Origin of the sequence: Streptomyces sp. NPDC001530, assembly GCF_042894545.1 — a bacterium.
Taxonomy (GTDB): domain Bacteria; phylum Actinomycetota; class Actinomycetes; order Streptomycetales; family Streptomycetaceae; genus Streptomyces.
Genome location: NZ_JBIAVS010000013.1, coordinates 211,192 through 224,610, shown reverse-complemented (window position 1 = coordinate 224,610; position 13,419 = coordinate 211,192). Strand labels below are relative to the sequence as shown.

The window sequence follows — 13,419 nt, the reverse complement described above, 5'->3', positions numbered from 1 at the left end:
ATGTCCCTCGCACTGGCTCTACTGAAAGCCGCCCGAGGCGCTGCCTGAAGTGAGGGACCCGGACAGTTCGTCCGGGTCCGTCGCTCTCGCGACATGCACTCTGTGAGGGCTGGCGCCAAGCAACGGCGTCAGCTACCGGCTCCGGCACTGGCTCTGTACCGTGAAATCAGCCCCCACCACCAGCAGGAGGCAGCACGCAATGCGTGGTCTCGGAGATCACCTCAGCATCGGCGAGCGGATCGCGTTCTACCGCAAGCGCCGCGGCTACACGCAAGAGGTTCTGGCCGGACTGGTCGGCCGTAGCACTGACTGGCTGGCGAAGATCGAGACCGGTCGTAGGAAGCCACCCCGGATCGACATGCTCGCGGAGTTGTCGCGCCTCCTGCGCGTACCCCTCGGGGACCTACTCGGTCAGACCGTGCTCATGGAGGACGAGAGGCAGCAGGACGACGTTCCCGCCGTGCGCGACGCGCTCATGAGCCCGCGCCGGCTGTCGCGCTTGCTCTTCGGCCCCGAGACCGAGGTACAGCTCCCGACGCCGGCCCCCGTCGCCGTTCGCGTGGAGCGGGCATGGAACGACTACCAGGGAGGACGGCTCGGCAGCGTCATCGCGGCCCTTCCGGCGCTTCTACAGACCGCTCAAGAGCTGGAGGAGCGAGCGGCGCGCCGCGGAGACGACCGTAGCGACTGCTGGGCCGTGTCGGCTCGCACACACCACCTCGCAGCGACGACGCTCGCAAAGATCGGCGAGTCGGACATCTCATGGCTTGCTGCCGAACGCACGATGCGGGCCGCTGACGAGTCGGATGACCCCCTCGTACTGGCATCGGCCGCGCGTTCCGGCACTCATGCCCTACTGGCAAACGGCCGATACGACGACGCGCTTGAGCTAGGCAACACGGCCGCCGCATGGCTGTCGTCGCAGGTCACCGAGAACGACCCGGCAGCACTGAGCCTGCTGGGAATGATCCACTTGCGCGCCGCTGTAGCGGCTGCTCGTCACCAGGACCGCCCCACCGCGACGGGCCTGCTGAACCGAGCCGAGGAACTTGCGGACGATCTCGGCTCGGATGAGAACTACTGGCAGACCGGCTTTGGGCCCACGAACGTGCTGCTGCACCGTCTGTCCGTTGAGCTGGACCTCGACAACGTGTCGTACGTGGTGGAACACGGGCGGATCAACGTCGACCACATGCCGCAGGAACGAAGCGTCTCGCACCGAATCGACTATGCACGGGCCCTGTCGCTCGCCGGGCAAGGGGATGAGGCGTTCACGGAGCTACGAACGGCTGAGCGCACGTCGCCACAGCTCGTACGCAACAATCCCAGGGTGCGCGAGACGCTGCGTGACCTGATCAAACAGTCACCGGTCACCGGTGGCTCGCGTTCATCCGATGTGTTCGTAATGGCTCAGCGGTGCAGGGCGGTGCAGTGAGTTCAGGCAGGCGTGGAGTGCTCGGGGTCGTCGGGTCTGCGGCCGGAGGCGTTGAGGCACTGCGCACTGGTCTCGTAGAACCCGCGATGGATCGCGGATGGCAGGTGGCTGTCACGCTCACGCCGACCGCGGGGCAGTGGCTCCGGCTAAGCGGCGAGGCCGAGCGGCTGGAGAAACTGACGGGCCTGCCCGTCCGCGATGAGCCGCGGTTGCCCGGCGAGGCCCGACCGCACCCGCCGGTTGACTGCTACGTCGTCGCCCCCGCGTCGGCCAACATGGTCGCCAAGCTCGCGACCGGCCTGATGGACAACCAGGCTCTGACGCAGGTGGGCGAGGCCATCGGCACCCTCGGTCTGCCGGTCGTCGTCTTCCCTCGGGTGAACGCGGCGCACGCTCGCCATCCAGCATGGCAGCGCCACATCGACACTCTCCAGGCGGCAGGCGTGCACCTCGTCTACGGCCCGGAGGTATGGCCGCTGTACGAGCCTCGGGAAGCGCCGGCAGGGCGCGCACTTCCGTGGTCAGCGATACTCGACACGGTGGACGCGGCAACCCGATGACGAATCGTCAACCCGCCTGACCTGTAAGGAAAGAGGACCCGGACAGTCTGTCCGGGTCCTCTGCCGTTCCAGGCCACATCCTCATTGGCATGTCAGGGATCAATGAGCAAAGCGGCGAGCTGGAAGACATGACTCCTGCTGAACTCGCTTTGATCAAAGCGAGTTTGAGCGAGGCGCGCGTCAAGGTCGAAGAACTACTGAGGCGCGCGGACGAACTCACGGCGACGGTGGAGTCTCGCTACCCACAAGCCGCTCAAGGCGATCAAGCCGCTCGCCGAGTAGGTGCAGGGCGTCATGAATCGTGCTGAGCTCGGCGGCGAGAGCGGTGAACGCCGGGCTACTGCCCGGCTCGGTGCCGAGGGGCACAGAAGGATCGCGGACGAACGTCCCGCGACCCTGCTGAGTGAGAACCAGCCCCTCGTCACGGAGCTGCCCGAAAGCGCTCTGAACAGTCATGAGCTGCACGCCAAGTTCCTTGGCGAGCTTGCGAGCGGCTGGGAGCTGATCGCCGGGCTCGTACTCGCGATCGGGGCCCGTGATCTTCTCGCGGAACTCCGCCGCGATCTCCTTGGCCGTAGGCGTCTGCTTGGGCGCTTCGGGGCTCTGGTCCATGGCATCGAGAGTAACCGGACCTAGGTCAATCTCTGATCCCTTCGCCAAACCCTATTGACAGCCAGATTGACATAGGTCAATCTGATCTCGCGACGGAACGAGGATCCCGGAAGGGTGACATCGCCCGCATTCGTAAGCGCTTGACCTGCACCAACGCCCGGAGGAAAGCCCCGGAGGGGTGAGTACGAAGGCAGCGCCCGTTGGTTGACAACTGAACAGGTGTCCCCGGAGCCATGACGCGTCGGCGCCTCCGAGCAAGAGATCTGCGGAGGGGTGCCACACAGGCGGCGTCCTCTGGTCACCCGGGATCAGGCAACACGACAAGCCGTCGGCCCTGCCTGTGCGACTCGCACGCACCTTTTCCCATGCCGCCCTCACGGGACGGACACGTGATCCATGCGCACAGGTGAGACAAGGGCGAAGATCGCGGGCCCCGTCTGCCCGACCTGCAAAGACGGACTCCGCGGCCACTAGCCGCGCCTTTCACGACCTCGCCGCAGCACCCCATTGCGGGGTGGCTGCGGCCGGCTGCCTCTCCCGCCCGTACCCCAACCCGCGCTCGCGGCAGGGGCGACGGGCGGGAGCGCGGGGAGCCGCACAGGCCGCTCCACGGCGAGCGGCCCCCGGGGTGCCACCCGGGGACCGCGATTTGGGCCGTTTCCCTATGAGAGGACACCACGACCCATGAAGCACATCGGTGCTGTTCAGGCGGTTGTTACCGCCGACGACTCCGACCGCGAACCGACCACCGCTGAACTGGACGCGATCGAGCGAGAGCTCCCGCTGGTCCTGGCGGAAGTCGACCTGCTCGACGCACAGATCACGACCCTTGACCGCGTCCCGAGCGAGGTGGACGCGCGCCGTCTGCGGCGGGCCCGCAACCGGGTGCTGGCTGCCCGACGGCACCTCGCCAACAGCACGGCCGTGATGCTGCCGGGGGGTGCCGCGTGATGACGACGGCCCCGGCCCCCGAGATCCTGAACGACCACACCGGCACACCGCGCCCGTTCCTCGACATGCCGCTGACTCACGAGCAGGCCCGGTTGGGCATGGCCTTTCACGAGGCCGGGCACGCCGTGCTGTCCATGGCCTACGGCATGCACGTGATCACCAGCGAGGTCATCGCGTGGAACACCGAGAACGGCGGCTGGCGGCTGACCGGCAACACCGCCCACCAGGCACAGAACACCCCGCCGTGGCAGTTCGCGGCACAGGCCGCGGCCGGAGAACTCGCCCACATCAACTACCTGATGATCTACGGTCTGTGGACGCCGGAGCGTGCTGCTGCCTGCGCCTCGCCGCACGACCGCGACCAGGCCATCGACATCCTCGGGCAGTTCGGGTTCCGGCTTGGCCGCAACTACGTCCCCGAGGACGGCAAGTCCTGGGGCATGGTGCGCGGGATGGCTCGCCGCAAGGTGGCCCACCTGTGGCACGAGATCCGCACCGTGGCACTCGCCATGGACGAGAACACCGTGCTGACCGGCAATGAGATCGCCGCCCTGACCGGCCTGGCCAACCCTGCATTCCAGGTAGGTGCAGCATGAGCACCGAGCGGCCGGCCGTCCCGCCGCTGGCCTTCCCGGAAGGGAGCAGCGGCACGACCGGCACCCCCCGTTGCCCCGCCGCTCACCACGACGACCCGACCCCGTGCGACGGCCCGGCCGTCGTGACCGTGCTGGACGCCCACAACGCCGGGGCGAACGGCTGCGAGCACCATGCAGCCCGGCTCCTGGCCTCGCTGGAGCGCGGCAGGGTCTACGCCCTGCCCGGTGCCCCGGCGGGCGCCGCGATCCGCGTGTTCACGGCCGCCGACGCCATCCGCCCGTTCTGCTGGTACGACGGCCCGCGCATCGACCCGTCGCAGCTCAGCCGCGCCGAGAACCGCCGCAAGGGGGTGGTGCAATGACCACCACCGAGACGACGGAGACGGCCGCCCATCCGGCCGTGCCGCCGCTGACCAAGCCGGAGGTGGGCCTTGCCGGAGTCGGCGCGCTCGCTGCCGCCGCGGTCGGCGCCCTGGGGCTGTACTCATCCTTCGACGCGGTGTCCTTGGCCGCGGCCCGATGGGGCTTCAGCAACCCTCACACCCTGCCCATCTCGATCGACATCGCCATCCCCGTGTTCACCCTGGCCAACCTGCTGCTGATCCGTCTGGACATGGCGTTGGCGTGGGTGCGGTTCGTGCCCTGGGTGCTCACGCTGGTCACGTGCTGGCTGAACATCGCGGCCGGACACTCCCTGTCCGCGAAGGTGGCGCACGGGACGATGCCGCTGCTGTGGGTGGTGTTCTCCGAGATCGGCGCGCACATCTACGCCGTGCGGATCGGCGCCGTCACCGGCCGCCGCATGGACAAGATCCGCTGGTCCCGCTGGCTGCTCGCCCCGCTGTCCACGTTCGCGCTGTGGCGCCGGATGACGCTGTGGGAGGTCACCTCCTACACGGATGCGCTCGCCTGTGAGCGGGAACGGCTGTTGGTCCGTGCGGATCTGCATGAGCGGTTCGGCTGGAAGTGGCGGTGGAAGACCCCGCGGCGCGAGCGCGTCATGCTGCGCATGGGCGACCTCGCCCCCGCTGGCACCGACGTGCCGGTCGCCCCGGAGCCGACACAGGCCCCGGAGGAGCCGACGCGCGCGGCGCCCAAGCCGCCGCGCAAGCGGCAGGCCAAGGGCAAGGCCACCGCGCCGCAGCGCACCCCTGCTGAACTGCTCGCCGAGGCGCGCACGGCCACGGCCGACTGGACGGACGCTGCGATCAACGCCGAGGCGCTGCGCAAGGCCCTGCACTGCGGTGCCCGTCCCGCCCGTCAGGTTCGTGACGCCCTGCTCGCCGAGCGGGCAGACGGTCGCGCGCTGCACCCCATCAACGCCGGTGAGGAGGTGGCGGCGTGAACACCCTGGCCACGGTTCTGCTGTCCGCGCTGCCCCTCGCCGGGGGCTGGTCAGCCCATGTGTGGTGGCTGCGAGGCAGCCTGAACACCGCCCGGCGTGACCCGCTGACCGGATTACTCACCCGCGACGGCTTCACCCGCCGCGCAACGTCCCTGCTCAGGGACCCCCGCGCGGTCGTGGTGCTGGCCGATGTCGACAAGTTCAAGCACATCAACGACACCCACGGGCATGCGGCCGGGGACGCCCTGTTGAAGGCGACCGCGGACCGCCTCGCCCACCACGTCGGCCCGTCCGGGGTCGCCGGACGGCTCGGGGGCGATGAGTTCGCCGCCGTCCTCATCGACGACCACGGCACCGCCGCCGATCTGCTCGCCGTGCTGCACGGCGTGTTCGCCCGGCCGGTCGACGGCCAGGACCCGGCCGTCCGCACCACGGTCTCGCTCGGCTGGGTGCGTGGCGCGGACTTCCCCGCCGATGACCTCTCCGGGCTGCTGCGGCGGGCGGATGAGGCCATGTACGCGGCGAAGCAGGCCCGCGCCGGGATGCGGCGGGCCGGACTGGGACGGCTGTTCGCCACCCTCGCTGGACGGCGGGCCGGCCGCACCGGCGCCCGCACAGACACTCCCGTGGTGGGGGTGGCGGCATGACGTCGCAGCCCCTCGCGGCGCTCGGCACGTGGCGGCCGGTGATGGAGGCGGCGGGCTTCCGCTGCCAGTGCGCGGGCGAGTGCGGCAATGCGCACGCCAAGAGTGAGGGTCGCTGCCCGCGTGAGCACGACGGATACACCAGCAAGCACGGCCACCGCGTCCGGCTGATGGCCGCGCCCGCCGATGTGCTCACCCCGCCCGTCAAGGCCGCCGCGCTGCCGGTGGACCAGCTGCGGGCCTGGTGCCCGGAGTGCCACACCGCCGCGGCCCGGCGCGCCCGCAGCACGAAACCGGCCGACGAGGCGCCGTGCCTGTTCGAGCTGTGAACCCACCTGCGTTGAAAGGGAGATCAGGCATGAGCCTGACGTTCACCGACCTGTTCTGCGGCGCGGGCGGGTCCTCCACCGGCCTGGTGGCCGCCGGGCTGGAACTGCGGCTCGCGGCCAACCACTGGACGCGCGCCGTGGAGACGCACGCCGCCAACCACCGCGAGGCGGACCACCTGTGCGCCGACATCAACAACTACGACATGCGGCGCCTGCCCAGGACCGACATCCTGTGGGCCTCGCCCATCTGCACCGAGCTCTCCCCGGCCGGCGGACGGCGGCGCACGCACGGCCAACTCGCCTTCGACCTGGAGGAGTACGGCCGCGTCGAGGACGCCGGGTGGGAGCGCACCAGGGCGACCGCCTACGACGTGATCCGCGCGACCGAGGTCCACCGCTACAAGGCGGTGTTGTGTGAGAACGTGCTGGAGTTCGCCGTCGACTGGGAGCTGTTCGACTGGTGGCGCAAGGGCATGGAAATGCTCGGCTACCGCTCCCAGATCGTCTCCGTGTCCTCCGCCCATGTCGGCGGCGCGGACAACGCGCCCGCGCCGCAGTGGCGGGACCGCATCTACGTCGTGTTCACCCGCACCGACATCCCCCTGCCGGACCTGGCCCCGTCCCCGCCCGCCTGGTGCTCCCAGTGCGGTAAGGACGTCCACGCCGTGCAGTCGTGGCGCAACGGGCGCCGGGTGGGCAAGTACAAGCAGCAGTACGACTACCGCTGCCCCAACGCCGCCTGCCACCACGCCATCGTGGAGCCCTACGTGCGCCCGGCCGCGTCCATCATCGACTGGACCAACCTCGGGGTGCGCATCGGCGACCGCCCAGCACACGGGCTGCGCCCGCTCGCAGCGAACACGGTCAAGCGCATCCGCGCCGGGCTGAGCCTGCTCGGCACGGAGCGGATGGTGCTCACGGTCAACCACGGCGGCCACGACGGCCGCGCCGTGCCCGCCGACACCGCCCCGCTCGCCGCCCGCACGGTGAAGATCGGGGATGCGGTCCTGGTGCCTGCGGGCGGGACGTGGAACACGGAGCCGACCCACGTGGGTGAGCCGATGCGCACCCGGCTGGCCAACCCCAAGGGGTTCGAAGCCCTGCTGACGCCGCCGCAGGCCGATGACTCGTTCATCGTCACCCTGCGCCGCAACGCCACCGCCCGGACGGTCGGCGAGCCGGTCGACACCGTCACCGCGAAGGGGCGGCATCACTGGCTGGTCATCCCCTACCGCAACTCGGCCAGCAAGTCGGCCAGCGAGCCGCTGCACACGCTCGGCACGAAGGACTCGGCCGCCCTGCTCGGTCCCGCACCGGAGTTGGAGGACTGCCGTTACAGGATGGTGCAGCCGCGCGAACAGCTGCTCGCTCAGCGGTTCCCGGCGGACTACATCGTCCACGGCAACAAGGGCGAGCAGACCATGCAGGCCGGAAACGCTGTGTCCTGCAACGTCGCCCAGTGGATCGGCGAACGCGTCACCGATGCCCTCAACCGCACCGCCGCGCACGCCGCTTGATCACCAAAGGGGTAGAAAACCTACCCCTCGACGAGGGGGTAGGACCCCTCCCCCTTACCGCCCGGTAGGGCGCCCACCATCACTACACGGGCCCGGCCGCCCACCTCCTACAGCGTCGGCCGGGCCCGCGATCCCTCACACCCAAAAGTGGAAGGACCCTCAGTGAAGCACCCCGACGACGACAACGAACTCTTCAACCGGCTGGAGGCCGAGATGGCCGCCGACACCGACTCCGGGGCGGACGTGCTCGACCTCGACAAGGCCCGATCCGCCCGGACCGAGTCGGCCGACCCGACCACCCGACCCGACGCCGACGCGTCGGCCGACTCCCGCCCCGGCGAGTCGGATAGCGAGTCGGACGACCCAACCACGCGCGTCATGGTCGACCAGTCGGCGACCGCCGCGAGCGGTCCGGGCTACCTCGGTCGGCTCGCCGCAGCCAAGCGGCGTGACGTGCTCCCCCTGTGGCTGCGCTCGGTCGCGGAACTCAAGACCGCGTCCGCATGGGTGGCCCGGCACTACACGCATACCGCCGCCTACCACGCCCTGCGCTCCCCCTGGTACGCCGCCCGCCTGACCATGCAGGCGCCGACCGGACTGGCCCGATTCGTGGGCGGCACCATGCGGTGGGTCGCCGACCGCGAGGGCGAGCCGGTGCGACTCGCCGCCGTGCGCCGCGAGGACGCCGCCGAGTATCTGAAGCTGTCGCGGCAGCGCGACGGCCGCGTCCGGCTCCGCACCCTGGTAGCGGTGCTCGGGATGTTCATCGGCCTCGGTCTGGCGCTCGCCCTGTACGTGCTGGCACCCGACTGGCTGCAAGCCCTCTCGGTCGGCGCCCTGGTGCTCGCGCTCGGGGCCGCCGGGCGCAAGGCTGATGATCCGGTTATCCACAGGGCTGTGGACGTTCCGAAGGCGTCCAAGCTCACGTCGGACATCGTGCTGCGGGCGCTCGGTGCGATCGGCATTCCCGCGATCAACCAGGCGCAGGCCAAGGGGCGGGACGGGTTCGAGTTCACCGCCCCGATCACCCGCGACGGCCCCGGCTGGCGTGCGGAGGGCAACCTCCCCTTCGGTGTGACCGTCACCGACGTGATCGAGAAGCGGGAACGCCTCGCGTCCGGCCTGCGCCGGCCGCTGGGCTGCGTGTGGCCGGAGGCGGAGTCGGAGGAACACCCCGGTCACCTGGTGCTGTGGGTCGGTGACCAGACCCTCAAGTCCGCCCCGAAGCCCGCATGGCCGCTGCTCAAGTCCGGCACGGTCGACCTGTTCAAGCCGGTCACCTACGGCACTGACCAGCGCGGACGCTGGGTCGAGGTCACGCTCATGTTCATCGCCGGAATCATCGGCGCCATTCCCCGCATGGGCAAGACCTTCCTCCTTCGGCTGCTCCTGCTCATCGCCGCCCTCGATCCGCGTGCTGAGCTGCACACCTACGACATGAAGGGCACCGGCGACCTCGATCCGGTCGGCGAGGCCGTCTCCCACCGGCACGGCGTAGGCGAGGAAGACGAGACGATCCAGTACGCGCTTCACGACTTCCGCGCCCTGCGCGAGGAACTGCGGCGCCGCACCAAAGTGATCCGCTCGCTGCCCCGGGACATCTGCCCCGAGTCCAAGGTGACCAGCGCTCTTGCCGACAAGCGCTCGCTGGGCCTGCACCCCATCATCATCGGGGTGGACGAGTGCCAGGTGCTGTTCGAGCACGCTGAGCACGGCAAGGAGTTCGAGGAAATCGCCACCGACCTGGTCAAGCGTGGTCCCGCGACCGGGATCGTGCTGCTGCTGGCCACCCAGCGGCCCGACGCCAAGTCCCTGCCCACCGGCATCAGTGCGAACGCCAGCACGCGTTTCTGCCTGAAGGTGATGGGCCAGACCGAGAACGACATGGTCCTCGGCACGTCCTCCTACAAGCGCGGGGTGCGCGCCACGATGTTCGCGTGGGGTGACAAGGGCCTGCACTACTTCGTCGGTGAGGGCTCCGACGCCCGGATCGTCTCCAGCGCGTTCCTGGACGCGCCCCTCGCCGAGCGCGTCGCCGTCCGCGCCCGCACGGTGCGGGAGAAGGCCGGGCGGCTGTCCGGCTACGCCCTCGGGGAGGCACCCGAGCAGGTCACCGGCCCGTCCTACGACCTGCTCGCCGATGTCGCGGCGGTCGTGCCGGAGAAGGAAGAGCGGGTGTGGAACGAGCGGATCGCCGCCCGCCTCGCCGAACTGCGGCCGGACGTCTACGGCGGGTGGAAGGGCGAGAACGTCACCTCCGCCCTCAAGCCGCACGGCATCAAGACCCGCGACGTGGCTGGGACGACCGACGACGGCACCCGCACCACCCGGCGCGGCATCGTCCGCGCCGACATCCTCAAGGAGATTGCGGAGCGTAACGAAAAGCCGGGCGCCGCATAGACCCGGAACGGTGCTACCGGTAGCAACCACACCTGCTACCGGTAGCACCCCCGCTAGCACCCCATATCCACTCCCACCTGTGATCTAGCGGATAGCACCCCACCTGCGGAAACCCCTGGAAACCGCCTGGGAGGGCCCCTCATGACCCCCATCCTCGCTGCTATCGCCTGCCTGATAGCCGTCACTCTCGGTTACGGCGGGCTGTGTGCGGCCTCACCGTTCGGCAACTGCCGCGCCTGCCGTGGCATGGGCCACGCGCTCAAGACCGACCGCAAAGGACGCCTCAAGCGCGGCAAGGACTGCCGCCGCTGCAAGGCCACCGGCAAGCGCATCCGCATCGGCCGCTGGCTCTACAACCGCTGGGCCCGCATCTACCGCGCCGGCACCGCCGACTGACCCCGGAGAACAGCCATGACACACAACCCCGAGCACCGTCAGCCGCCCGTCATCATCTGCCGCGACGAAACGGCCGACTTCCTCCCCACCGACGTCCAGGACCGGTTCCGCGCGGCGCCGCTCACCGTCGCCGACCTCCAGCGCCTGGCCGCCGACGTGGACGCCCGGTTCACCAACCCCACCGGTCCGGAGGGCTGCTGATGGTCCTGAACATCTCCGCCGTGCTGCTGTTCGGCGCCGCGTCCGCCCTCGCCGTCAAGACCAAGTCCGCCGGGGGCGGCGCCGCCCTGGTGCTGTTCCTGTTCGGATTCTTCGTCGCCGGGACCGGCGCGTACGAGCCCATCCACAACCTCGTGCAGGCGTCCGCCGACGCCCTGTCCGCCCTCGGCAACTGACGGGAGACATCGTCATGAATGAACCCATCGTCGCCCGGCACTGGCTGGTTGCCGCCGCACCGAAGGCGGCGCCCGCCATCGCCACCACGACCGTGCTCGCCCTCGCGAGGATCTGGAACGCCAACGGCGCCGAACACTCCGTCGGCAACGCCGTGCTGATGGCCGTCCTGTCCACCGGGGCCGCCGCAGCGGGAGCGTGCGCGAGCGTCGGCCACGCCGGAGACAGCACGATCGCCGGGACCGCGTTCGCCGCCTCCGGAGGGCTCGCCCTGGCCGGGGTGGCCGGATACGCCGACGGGATGTCCCTACCGCTGCTGCTGTGGACGCTCGCCACGGCCGGCGCCTACGGGCTCGCCGCGCGGTACTGGCGCGCCGACCGCCGCGAACGCGTCGCCCACGAGCGGCACGTGAGCGAGCGGTGCGAGGAACACGCCCACATCGAACGCGTCGAGACCCTCCGCGCCACGACACAGATCGAGGTGGCCCGCACCGGCGCCGCCTACGCCGAACAGCTCGCACATGCACTCATCACCCGCGCCGCGCTGCCCGGCTTCGACCCCACCGCCCTGGAGCGCGCGGGCCTGCCCGAACTCCCCACGAACGAGAGGAAGTCTGCATGAGCGCCGTTCTGTGGCCCGTCACGGCCAGCATCGCTGCCGTCCTGAACGCCGCCAACGGCAGCGGCGAGCACGAGATGGCCATGCGGCTGTTGAAGGTGACCGAGGAAGCGGGCGAGACCGCCGCCGCGTACATCGGCATGACCGGCCAGAACCCCCGCAAGGGCACCACCCACACCCCGGCGGATGTGGCCGACGAACTGTGCGACGTCATCATCGCCGCCGCCGTCGCCCTGCACGCCTTCACCACCGTTCCGCCCGCCGTCCTGGACGCCAAGCTGCACGCCGCCGCCCGGCGCCTCGACCACACCCCGGAGCGCGCCGTATGAGGCTCGGCACCCTGCCCCGGCTGCGCATCCAGCGCACCCACTGGCCCCGGCCCGCGCTGGTCCTCACGGACACGCCCCGGCCCAACTGCCCGCAGTGCGACGGCGACGGCGGCACCGGACGCGACTACGGCGACCCGGAGACCGGCGAGTACGCGGGCACCGACTGGGAGCCCTGCACGTGCTGGGACGAGACCCGCCGATGGGTCCTGCTGCCGCTGCCCCGATGGCACCGGCGCACGCCGCCCGGCTACAGCAACGAACCCCCGTTCTGACCCGAGAAGAGGACCCGTGTTCGAGATCCGCGTCATCTGTGACGCCGCCGACACCGACCCCGTGGTCGCCGCGCTGGATCGCACCTTCACCACCGGCACCGCGACCGTCTACCCCACCCGCGACCACAAACGGCACCGCCTCTACATCCGCGCCGACCACAAGCCCACCGACGGCGCCACCGCAGAGGAGTGGCCCACCGCCGACGAGGCGTACGCCAACGCCCCCGACCCGCGCGAAGAGTTCGACTGGCTGCTGGCTCAGGCCCACGTCGGCAAGCGCAACCGTGAATGGTGGCTGCGCCGCGCCGCGGTCGTCGACCGCAAGACCGCCCACCTCCCACCCGGCCACCGCCTCAGCGACGAACACGCCCTGGAACTGGCCCACTTCCTCATCGAGCTGGACGGCGCGGACGCTCCCGACGACCCGCGCGCCTACGTCCGCCAGCAGTACGCCGCCTTCACCCACACCCCCGAGAGCGAGTGATCCTCATGGCCGTAGGCGAGACCCCTCTCACCGTCGTTGGCAACCTCACCGACGACCCCGAACTCCGCTTCACCCCCTCCGGGGCCGCGCTGGCGAAGTTCTCCGTCGCCTCCACTCCCCGCACCTACGACAAGGCCTCCGGGCAGTGGCAGGACGGCACCGCCATGTTCCTGCGCTGCACCGCATGGCGTGACCTGGCCGAGCACATCGCCGAAAGCCTGACCAAGGGCATGCGCGTGGTCGTCACCGGCCGTCTGCGCCAGCACAACTGGCAGAACGAGCAGGGCGAGAACCGTTCCATGCTCGGCCTGGAAGTCGACGACATCGGCCCCTCGCTCCAGTTCGCCACCGCCACGGTTGAACGCGCCGGTCGCAAGCCCGCCGCGTCCGCCCCCGGCAACGATCCGTGGAAGACCGCCGCGCCCGCCTCCGGCGGACGGGGCACCCCCGCCCCGGCGTCCGGCTCGGGCGAGGAACCGCCCTTCTAGATACGCCAAGGGCGGCCCCCACCTCACGCCAATGACAGCGGGGCCGCCC

At 70.3% G+C, this 13,419-nt stretch carries 19 protein-coding genes; 18 read left to right on the top strand and 1 reads right to left on the bottom strand.

Going from position 1 to position 13,419, the window contains the following annotated elements:
- Window positions 1–199 precede the first annotated feature (199 nt).
- On the top strand, window positions 200–1,435 hold the full coding sequence (locus ACFY0T_RS27325; protein ID WP_388875722.1) for a helix-turn-helix domain-containing protein: 1,236 nt from the start codon (window positions 200–202) through the stop codon (window positions 1,433–1,435).
- Complete coding sequence (locus ACFY0T_RS27320; RefSeq protein WP_388875719.1) at window positions 1,417–1,995, top strand: flavoprotein; 579 nt, start codon at window positions 1,417–1,419, stop codon at window positions 1,993–1,995. Before ACFY0T_RS27325 ends, ACFY0T_RS27320 begins: the two co-directional genes overlap by 19 nt.
- A 216-nt stretch (window positions 1,996–2,211) precedes the next feature.
- Here the strand turns inward: ACFY0T_RS27320 and ACFY0T_RS27315 are convergent, their stop codons facing one another.
- A complete protein-coding gene (locus ACFY0T_RS27315; RefSeq protein WP_388875717.1) occupies window positions 2,212–2,607 on the bottom strand; it encodes a GntR family transcriptional regulator in 396 nt (131 codons plus the stop codon).
- Between the two features lie 684 nt (window positions 2,608–3,291).
- On the opposite strand from ACFY0T_RS27315, the gene ACFY0T_RS27310 reads away from it, so the two are divergent.
- The 16 genes from ACFY0T_RS27310 (at window position 3,292) to ACFY0T_RS27235 (ending at window position 13,370) form a co-directional block, all read left to right on the top strand.
- Window positions 3,292–3,558 (top strand): DUF6284 family protein, encoded by a 267-nt coding sequence (locus tag ACFY0T_RS27310; RefSeq protein ID WP_388875714.1) that lies wholly within the window; start codon window positions 3,292–3,294, stop codon window positions 3,556–3,558.
- A complete protein-coding gene (locus ACFY0T_RS27305) occupies window positions 3,558–4,154 on the top strand; it encodes a hypothetical protein (protein WP_388875711.1) in 597 nt (198 codons plus the stop codon). The genes ACFY0T_RS27310 and ACFY0T_RS27305 overlap by 1 nt, the downstream gene beginning before the upstream one ends.
- Complete coding sequence (locus ACFY0T_RS27300) at window positions 4,151–4,516, top strand: hypothetical protein (protein ID WP_388875708.1); 366 nt, start codon at window positions 4,151–4,153, stop codon at window positions 4,514–4,516. The genes ACFY0T_RS27305 and ACFY0T_RS27300 overlap by 4 nt, the downstream gene beginning before the upstream one ends.
- Window positions 4,513–5,499, top strand: a complete 987-nt coding sequence (locus ACFY0T_RS27295) for a DUF2637 domain-containing protein (RefSeq protein ID WP_388875705.1) — start codon at window positions 4,513–4,515, stop codon at window positions 5,497–5,499. The genes ACFY0T_RS27300 and ACFY0T_RS27295 overlap by 4 nt, the downstream gene beginning before the upstream one ends.
- Window positions 5,496–6,146 (top strand): GGDEF domain-containing protein, encoded by a 651-nt coding sequence (locus ACFY0T_RS27290; RefSeq protein ID WP_388875702.1) that lies wholly within the window; start codon window positions 5,496–5,498, stop codon window positions 6,144–6,146. Before ACFY0T_RS27295 ends, ACFY0T_RS27290 begins: the two co-directional genes overlap by 4 nt.
- The gene (locus ACFY0T_RS27285; RefSeq protein ID WP_388875700.1) at window positions 6,143–6,472 is read left to right on the top strand and encodes a hypothetical protein; all 330 of its coding nucleotides are present in this window, start codon (window positions 6,143–6,145) and stop codon (window positions 6,470–6,472) included. The genes ACFY0T_RS27290 and ACFY0T_RS27285 overlap by 4 nt, the downstream gene beginning before the upstream one ends.
- A 29-nt stretch (window positions 6,473–6,501) precedes the next feature.
- Complete coding sequence (locus tag ACFY0T_RS27280; protein ID WP_388875697.1) at window positions 6,502–7,989, top strand: DNA cytosine methyltransferase; 1,488 nt, start codon at window positions 6,502–6,504, stop codon at window positions 7,987–7,989.
- A gap of 162 nt (window positions 7,990–8,151) precedes the next feature.
- Window positions 8,152–10,389, top strand: a complete 2,238-nt coding sequence (locus ACFY0T_RS27275; protein ID WP_388875695.1) for a cell division protein FtsK — start codon at window positions 8,152–8,154, stop codon at window positions 10,387–10,389.
- Window positions 10,390–10,530: 141 nt separating this feature from the next.
- Window positions 10,531–10,785, top strand: a complete 255-nt coding sequence (locus ACFY0T_RS27270) for a hypothetical protein (RefSeq protein WP_388875692.1) — start codon at window positions 10,531–10,533, stop codon at window positions 10,783–10,785.
- Between the two features lie 15 nt (window positions 10,786–10,800).
- Entirely contained in the window at window positions 10,801–10,986 is a 186-nt protein-coding gene (locus ACFY0T_RS27265) for a hypothetical protein (RefSeq protein WP_388875689.1), read from the top strand.
- Window positions 10,986–11,180 carry a hypothetical protein gene (locus ACFY0T_RS27260; RefSeq protein ID WP_388875686.1) on the top strand — a complete coding sequence of 65 codons (195 nt, stop codon included), beginning with the start codon at window positions 10,986–10,988 and terminating at the stop codon, window positions 11,178–11,180. The genes ACFY0T_RS27265 and ACFY0T_RS27260 overlap by 1 nt, the downstream gene beginning before the upstream one ends.
- A 14-nt stretch (window positions 11,181–11,194) precedes the next feature.
- A complete protein-coding gene (locus ACFY0T_RS27255; protein ID WP_388875684.1) occupies window positions 11,195–11,800 on the top strand; it encodes a hypothetical protein in 606 nt (201 codons plus the stop codon).
- Entirely contained in the window at window positions 11,797–12,126 is a 330-nt protein-coding gene (locus tag ACFY0T_RS27250) for a MazG-like family protein (RefSeq protein ID WP_388875681.1), read from the top strand. The genes ACFY0T_RS27255 and ACFY0T_RS27250 overlap by 4 nt, the downstream gene beginning before the upstream one ends.
- Window positions 12,123–12,398: a hypothetical protein gene (locus ACFY0T_RS27245; protein WP_388875678.1), complete on the top strand. Its 276-nt coding sequence runs from the start codon at window positions 12,123–12,125 to the stop codon at window positions 12,396–12,398. The genes ACFY0T_RS27250 and ACFY0T_RS27245 overlap by 4 nt, the downstream gene beginning before the upstream one ends.
- Before the next feature lie 16 nt (window positions 12,399–12,414).
- On the top strand, window positions 12,415–12,882 hold the full coding sequence (locus tag ACFY0T_RS27240; protein WP_388875675.1) for a hypothetical protein: 468 nt from the start codon (window positions 12,415–12,417) through the stop codon (window positions 12,880–12,882).
- Window positions 12,883–12,887: 5 nt separating this feature from the next.
- Window positions 12,888–13,370 (top strand): single-stranded DNA-binding protein, encoded by a 483-nt coding sequence (locus tag ACFY0T_RS27235; protein WP_388875672.1) that lies wholly within the window; start codon window positions 12,888–12,890, stop codon window positions 13,368–13,370.
- Window positions 13,371–13,419: the final 49 nt, after the last annotated feature.

Excerpts from the sequence above, each read along its gene's own strand:
- ACFY0T_RS27295 (WP_388875705.1), top strand. The coding sequence starts at position 4,513 with ATGACCACCACCGAGACGACGGAGACGGCCGCCCATCCGGCCGTGCCG.
- ACFY0T_RS27250 (WP_388875681.1), top strand. The coding sequence starts at position 11,797 with ATGAGCGCCGTTCTGTGGCCCGTCACGGCCAGCATCGCTGCCGTCCTG.
- ACFY0T_RS27280 (WP_388875697.1), top strand. The coding sequence starts at position 6,502 with ATGAGCCTGACGTTCACCGACCTGTTCTGCGGCGCGGGCGGGTCCTCC.
- ACFY0T_RS27310 (WP_388875714.1), top strand. The coding sequence starts at position 3,292 with ATGAAGCACATCGGTGCTGTTCAGGCGGTTGTTACCGCCGACGACTCC.
- ACFY0T_RS27315 (WP_388875717.1), bottom strand. The coding sequence starts at position 2,607 with ATGGACCAGAGCCCCGAAGCGCCCAAGCAGACGCCTACGGCCAAGGAG.
- ACFY0T_RS27325 (WP_388875722.1), top strand. The coding sequence starts at position 200 with ATGCGTGGTCTCGGAGATCACCTCAGCATCGGCGAGCGGATCGCGTTC.
- ACFY0T_RS27245 (WP_388875678.1), top strand. The coding sequence starts at position 12,123 with ATGAGGCTCGGCACCCTGCCCCGGCTGCGCATCCAGCGCACCCACTGG.
- ACFY0T_RS27285 (WP_388875700.1), top strand. The coding sequence starts at position 6,143 with ATGACGTCGCAGCCCCTCGCGGCGCTCGGCACGTGGCGGCCGGTGATG.
- ACFY0T_RS27260 (WP_388875686.1), top strand. The coding sequence starts at position 10,986 with ATGGTCCTGAACATCTCCGCCGTGCTGCTGTTCGGCGCCGCGTCCGCC.
- ACFY0T_RS27305 (WP_388875711.1), top strand. The coding sequence starts at position 3,558 with ATGACGACGGCCCCGGCCCCCGAGATCCTGAACGACCACACCGGCACA.
- ACFY0T_RS27300 (WP_388875708.1), top strand. The coding sequence starts at position 4,151 with ATGAGCACCGAGCGGCCGGCCGTCCCGCCGCTGGCCTTCCCGGAAGGG.
- ACFY0T_RS27270 (WP_388875692.1), top strand. The coding sequence starts at position 10,531 with ATGACCCCCATCCTCGCTGCTATCGCCTGCCTGATAGCCGTCACTCTC.
- ACFY0T_RS27235 (WP_388875672.1), top strand. The coding sequence starts at position 12,888 with ATGGCCGTAGGCGAGACCCCTCTCACCGTCGTTGGCAACCTCACCGAC.
- ACFY0T_RS27255 (WP_388875684.1), top strand. The coding sequence starts at position 11,195 with ATGAATGAACCCATCGTCGCCCGGCACTGGCTGGTTGCCGCCGCACCG.
- ACFY0T_RS27265 (WP_388875689.1), top strand. The coding sequence starts at position 10,801 with ATGACACACAACCCCGAGCACCGTCAGCCGCCCGTCATCATCTGCCGC.